General features: G+C 43.5%; 4 protein-coding genes. All 4 read right to left on the bottom strand.

The features are described 5' to 3' along the window. Window positions 1-610: 610 nt before the first annotated feature. The 4 genes from BLS03_RS12965 to BLS03_RS12950 all read right to left on the bottom strand — a co-directional run bounded on the left by BLS03_RS12965 (window position 611) and on the right by BLS03_RS12950 (window position 5,894). Window positions 611-1,864: a cyclic di-GMP phosphodiesterase gene (locus BLS03_RS12965; protein WP_093274584.1), complete on the bottom strand. Its 1,254-nt coding sequence runs from the start codon at window positions 1,862-1,864 to the stop codon at window positions 611-613. 125 nt (window positions 1,865-1,989) lie between these two features. After that, on the bottom strand, window positions 1,990-2,883 hold the full coding sequence (locus tag BLS03_RS12960) for an aldo/keto reductase (protein ID WP_093274581.1): 894 nt from the start codon (window positions 2,881-2,883) through the stop codon (window positions 1,990-1,992). 191 nt (window positions 2,884-3,074) lie between these two features. Continuing rightward, window positions 3,075-4,031: an isopenicillin N synthase family dioxygenase gene (locus BLS03_RS12955; protein WP_093274578.1), complete on the bottom strand. Its 957-nt coding sequence runs from the start codon at window positions 4,029-4,031 to the stop codon at window positions 3,075-3,077. A 315-nt stretch (window positions 4,032-4,346) separates the two neighbouring features. Continuing rightward, window positions 4,347-5,894, bottom strand: coding sequence for a polysaccharide deacetylase family protein (locus BLS03_RS12950; protein ID WP_093274575.1), 1,548 nt, complete (start codon window positions 5,892-5,894; stop codon window positions 4,347-4,349). Between the last annotated feature and the right edge of the window lie 106 nt (window positions 5,895-6,000).

Here is a 6,000-nt window from a genome sequence, read left to right as displayed (position 1 = left end):
CGCCCCCGAAGGTTTGTTTATGTCGCTGCCGCTCGACTTGCATGTGTTAGGCCTGCCGCCAGCGTTCAATCTGAGCCATGATCAAACTCTTCAATTAAAAGTTTTTTGTGGCTCAATGAATACTGATTACATTCTCTATTCTTTCGAATAGAAGACTGTGAATTGACTGTGCCGATACCACTCTTATAAAAGAAAGTATCGATTGGTCACTCAGTTCATTGAAACCATTGTGCTTCCTAAGAAGCTATGATTATCATCAACGAGTGCCCACACAGATTGATAGGTTTATATTGTTAAAGAGCTGCTTTTAAAAGAAACTTTCTTCTCAAAGCGGAGGTGCATTCTAGCGAGTTAATTTGAAGAGTCAAACACTTTTTCAAATTTTCTTTTTTAGAAGTCTTACCCTCTCTGACTTAAGCTGAAGCCTTGTGACGTCTGCCGTGTCAGTGAGGGCGCATTATAGGGAGTTGGTTTTTATTGGCAAGAGAAAAAACGCCAAAAATAACTAAAAATAGCGCGTTCGAACACTTCTTATCCAAAGGCATTTTTATCGACATTTCGCCCCCACTCAAAACACAACTTACTCACAATTTTCTGTGGATAACTGAACTTAATTGTCTGAATCGAAGAAATAGGAAATGCGTGAGCGTGGATTTAAATAGTCACGAACTTTATCAGGAAGCTTGTTTGGAAGTATTGCACTGACAATTTTGATCTCTTTCTCTGCTAAATCGATGATCGGCGCTTGAGTTCTTGGTACTGATGGATCGTAAACCAGCACGCTGGGAAACAATATATGCTTGGAATTGACAGAGATAACCAAGCCGACACTGTCGTTCGATAACTGCACCGCAGTCCCCGGAGGATACACCCCCATAAATTTAATCAGTATATTGAGGTTTTCCTTGTTAAAGCGGGCTTGACCGTTCTTATATAGATAAGAAAGCGCAACATAAGGAATCTTTTGCTCTGACACTATATTGGAGTGGCAAAGGTTATCGTATGCGTTAGCAACAGCGACCACTTGAGTAATCTCATCAATTTGGTCTTCAGTCAGAGCGTCTGGGTAACCGCTGCCATCATTGCACTCATGATGCTGAGCAATCACGGTTTTAGCACTTTCAGGAAAATTTTCGATATTTTCCGCAATGTCCAAACCGTATTTGGTGTGCAGTTTGAGATAATTGGTCTCAGGCTCCGTTAGCGCTGTGGGTTTACGAAGTATCGCGGTGGGCACTTTTATCTTACCAATGTCATGAAAAAGCGATGCGAATGCGACCTCTTTAATTTTGTCTGCTGGCCAATTTTTGGCTCGCGCGATCATCATCGCGATAACACCGACGTTTAACGAGTGAAAATAGATATCTTCAAACTCACTCTTACCATTCATCAAGTGTAAGGTGACGTCATCAGCACTTAGAAGATTTTCAACGATGCTATCTACGAGTAGCAGCGCCTCATCGACAGCATGCTCTGGCCGACTACGTATCTTATTCATTACCGCTCGCATGCGAGCTAACGATTGCTCAAATTCCTTTTCACACTGCAACACTTTACGTCGATAACTATTTAGCTTTTCGATGCGCTGCTGTTTTTCATCCCACATTTTTTGGGTTTCATCATCAAGGCGCTGCTCATCATCAGCAGGTAAAGCTTCCACTTGGTTTGGAGGTAATGGCTGGCTGTCACTCTGAGCGGGATTGAGATAGACGTGCGTGATCCCAAGGTGGCGAATCATTTGCACTTGCTGATCATTTTTGATTTTGAAGCTATTAAAAAGAAAAGGGTGATCGTTCCACTTCAAAGGCAGACGTATATGTAATCCGGGTTGAAGTCGGTCTACGGTAATTTTAATGCTTGCCACTCAGTGCCATCTCACAACAAAACCTAAGATTTAGTTTAGAAGAGATAATAAACAAATTCATGATTTAATAGGTCTTATGCAGCGGCGCACATAAAAAAGACCTCTTCATGAGGTCTTCTCTTTGGCTATTGGTTGTGTACATCCACGTTATAGCTACCGGGCTTGAATACGTCCGGATCACTGCCAGCTCGAATGCCAGTATCTAAGCTATCAATACTCGCCACTTCAGAAGCGGTAAGTGAGAAGTCAAAGACTGCGAAGTTCTCTTTAATTCTATGCTCGTGAACCGATTTAGGTATGACTGAATAACCATGTTCTAAGTGCCAGCGTAGAATAATTTGCGCAGGTGTTTTTTGGTATTTTTCCGCCAATTGTACAATCACTGGATGTTTCAGCGGGTGATCATACTCTCCAGTCACCGCTTTACTGTTGCGAGAATATACGCCACCAATTGGCGACCAAGCCTGAGTGACAATACCAAGGGCTTTATGAACATCCACCAGCGCTGGCTGTGCAAAATAGGGATTCAGCTCAATTTGATTCACCGCTGGTACAATATCGGTTTCCGCCATCAAAGTCTTTAAATGTCCCGGAGTAAAATTACTCACACCAATCGCTTTGACTCTCCCTTCTGCAAGCAACTTTTCTGCCGCTTTCCAAGCTTGAATCGTTTGGGCAAAATCGGCGGGAACAGGCCAATGTAATAAATAGAGATCGAGATAATCCAAGCCAAGACGCTCGACACTTGCATCAAATGCCTTTAGCGCACTATCGTAACCAAAATCGCCTACCCAAAGTTTGGTGGTAATAAAAAGCTCATCACGAGCCACCTCGGCCTGACGAATCCCCTCTCCTACTTGGCGCTCGTTTAGGTACGCGGCTGCGGTATCAATTAATCGATACCCCGCTTGTATCGCAGTAGTAACACTTGCGACGGTTTGCTGAGCCGGATTGAGAAAAACACCTAACCCTAAAATTGGCATCTCAACACCGTTATTCAATGTGATCTTCGACTGCATGCTTACTCCTCACTGATAGTGCCACTCGGCCAACAGCTGAAAGCCAAGTCGCATTATAAATTCGAAAATAAGCCAACTAGCATAGGCTAAGTCACGATACGTATTTGGGAGCTGAGTAGTGTATCTAAACAGCTAACCTAAAAAAGCCTCGTTGTGCGAGGCCTTGAGACACTAAGCTTAACGTTACTCGATCACGCGACATCTTGGTCTTGGCGGTATGAATAGGTATCTTCAAAGCGCGATAAAATCCAATCTCCCGCCGTTATCATTGGGTAACCTTGAGAATTTGCGCCTTGCGCTAAACACGAAGCCAATGTGTGAATCGGGGTATCAAAGTCTGGTTCAACAAAAAATGGCATTGAGAATCGTGTTTTCCCCGATGTTGGGCTGGTCACACGATGCGATGTCGAGCGATAAATATCATTAGTCCAACGCTGCATAAGATCGCCTATATTGACCACAAAACTGCCTTTAACTGGCGGCGCATCGATCCACTGATCTTGCTTATTCAAAACCTGAAGACCACCGCTTTGATCTTGATACAACAAGGTAATACAGCCATAGTCGGTGTGCGCACCGGCGCCATTTGTCTCTTTCAACTGACTTGGATAATGCAACATACGAAGCACTGAAATCGGCAGGGTAAAATATTGGGCAAAGAACTGCTCGTCTTCACCCAGTGCCAATGCCATCGCTTTCAACAGCTTAATCCCAACGTCCAGGGTCAAGGAATAATGTTGATTCACGGCTTGAGCAAATCCTGCAACATCTGGATATTGATTGGGGCCATATAGCGCAGGGCAGCGAGCGACTTGGGAATGATATGGAGAAAGGTCGAGCGCCATATCAAACGATTCTTTACAGTCTAGTTCACCGTTAGGATCGAGCTTTTCTGCATTCAGCCTTCCCCAACCTCTATGGTTGTCACTGTTCTCAATCGAAATCGCCTGCTTTTGCTCAAGCGGTAAGCCAAACAACGCATCCGCCATAGATTCAATATGGTCAAACTGTTGCTGTGGAATCCCATGCCCGGTAACGTAAAAAAAACCTAACTCTCGGCAAGCGTGATCAATTTGCTCAATTACAGGTTGCCAGTCGACGCGGTTTTCTGAATGCAGTGGTGAAATATCGATGATAGGCAGTGACATGTGTTCTCCTTGTCTGCTTTTATCTACCTTCCTAGTTTCAAGATAAAAGCTTGATTATGATTTGGTTTTATTTTGAGTTTAACGAGGCTTAATTAATATAGAAGCAAAAAGCGAGATGCAAAAAGCTGACCATCTAGCCAAGTATTCTCTACACCATCGTAGCGCCTCTGCTTAAACGAAATAGAGAAGCCATTACAGAGCGATATTGCACGCAAACCGCTCAAGATAAACCCTTAACGCACCACTTTAGGGAGTGCAGCGAATAATCAAAAAAGGCGCTATTAAAAGCGCCTGATATTTCATCGATAAGCCTATCTACTCACTGTCTTCTTCACTGGTATCAGAACAATCTCGCTCCCACCACTCTTGCATGGTTAAGACTTCGATTTCACCCGCGTCGCGCGCTTCGGCAAGTTTATCGATCCAGGTTCGATAAGTATCAATACTGATGTTAACACCTTCAGCCCCCTCATCTAGAATATTGTGGAAGTAGAGAATGGTTGTTGTGCCCGCAGCTTGGGGATCCGCAATCCATGATTCGACTTTCTCTTCAGGATCATCATCTGCGCTTAGAAACGCACCTCGTGATGGTGCGACGAGACCATAATCGCCGACACAATAACGCGAATACATAGTGTTAGGCCGAGTCGTTCTGCCGATTTTAAATCCCGCATCTTTGAGTTTTTGTTGCAATTTCCAGGTATAAAATTCGTCAGAGTCATCAACGAAACTCATATAATTGCTCGGCTCATCCAACTCTTCTCCACCGCGCCCTACGCCAAGCGACTCATTATCCAAAGTGACGGTATTTTTCCTTGTATTTACCTTAACAACTCGAGTTCCTTTTGGGAAACTTCGTGCTTCCGCAATCATACCCACTTCAATGTCAGAAACGTCGTCCATTTCAACAACCGCCGACCCAATTTCGCCACTCACATCAGTTTTGATAATCGGGCTTGAATGATTTTCATAAGTACCATTGGGGTAGGCAAAAAATCGCGCATAATCATTTAACTCATTCTCCGCTAACCACTCTCTCCCTTCGACAAGGGAATCAACCGTTTCTTGAGCAGTATCAAAGCTCGTCATAGACGCATCATTACTAGTACCATTTAACTCAATATCCCATCCAGCTTCCTTTAATTCTTTGAGCTCAGACACCGTTAACTTTCCATCAAGTCCTTCATAATCCCAAGGATAAAAAATTGTCCCTTTGATATTCTGATCCTTCGTGTAATCAAGTTGTTCCCAAGGACCAGTGCCACCATCGTCAAAAGTTAACACTATGGTTGGCACTCCTTGAGCTCTTTTGATCAACTTTCCCCACCCTGTGTACGAAGAGTAAGGAGCAATGGCGGAGTTTTTTATTGAAATGGTGACTTCATCTCCTTCTTCAAATCCAGCGTCAACCAAGTCTTGAGCGGCAATATAGTGCCAACCGATCCCGCCAACAGTATGATACCCTCCAAGGTATTTCATCCCCCCAATTGACACCGTTACGGTTCCATTACTAATTTTAATTTTGCCGCCATTTTGGTTAGCCGGAATGAAGGAATCATGGCAAACAGGGATAGCAAGCGTCCCCCAATCTTCTGAAAATGTCTCATTCAACGTTTTAGTAATCGTCCCCGTCGTCTGAGCGACATTTTGAGAGATCAAAAGCGAACTTGTCGCACCAGACCAATCATAAGAAGATGACATGGACAACAGTTGCCCCGAGTATGGTAATCCATCAACTGGATACTTGAATACTTGAGCACTAACTAATGAACATCCAGAAATATCTAAGGTATCTTCAGTATCTGTTGCTGCCAGCACAGTCCCCACATAAAGCAAATTTAGTAACATCAAAAAGAAACGCATATAGCCAACTCCCTAAAGGTAACTTAATGCACGTACTGAATAGAAAATGACAAAAAAGAAAATATGAACATAAACTCATAAAAGAGCATACCAAGATAATTGGCCT

Source organism: Vibrio xiamenensis (assembly GCF_900100015.1).
Lineage (GTDB): Bacteria > Pseudomonadota > Gammaproteobacteria > Enterobacterales > Vibrionaceae > Vibrio > Vibrio xiamenensis.
The sequence above is the reverse complement of the archived record's forward strand: the minus strand, read 5'-3'. Positions and strand labels throughout refer to the sequence as shown.

Bases quoted from the DNA above. Each gene is read 5' to 3' on its own strand.
- BLS03_RS12960 (WP_093274581.1), bottom strand. From the start codon at position 2,883: ATGCAGTCGAAGATCACATTGAATAACGGTGTTGAGATGCCAATTTTA.
- BLS03_RS12955 (WP_093274578.1), bottom strand. From the start codon at position 4,031: ATGTCACTGCCTATCATCGATATTTCACCACTGCATTCAGAAAACCGC.
- BLS03_RS12950 (WP_093274575.1), bottom strand. From the start codon at position 5,894: ATGCGTTTCTTTTTGATGTTACTAAATTTGCTTTATGTGGGGACTGTG.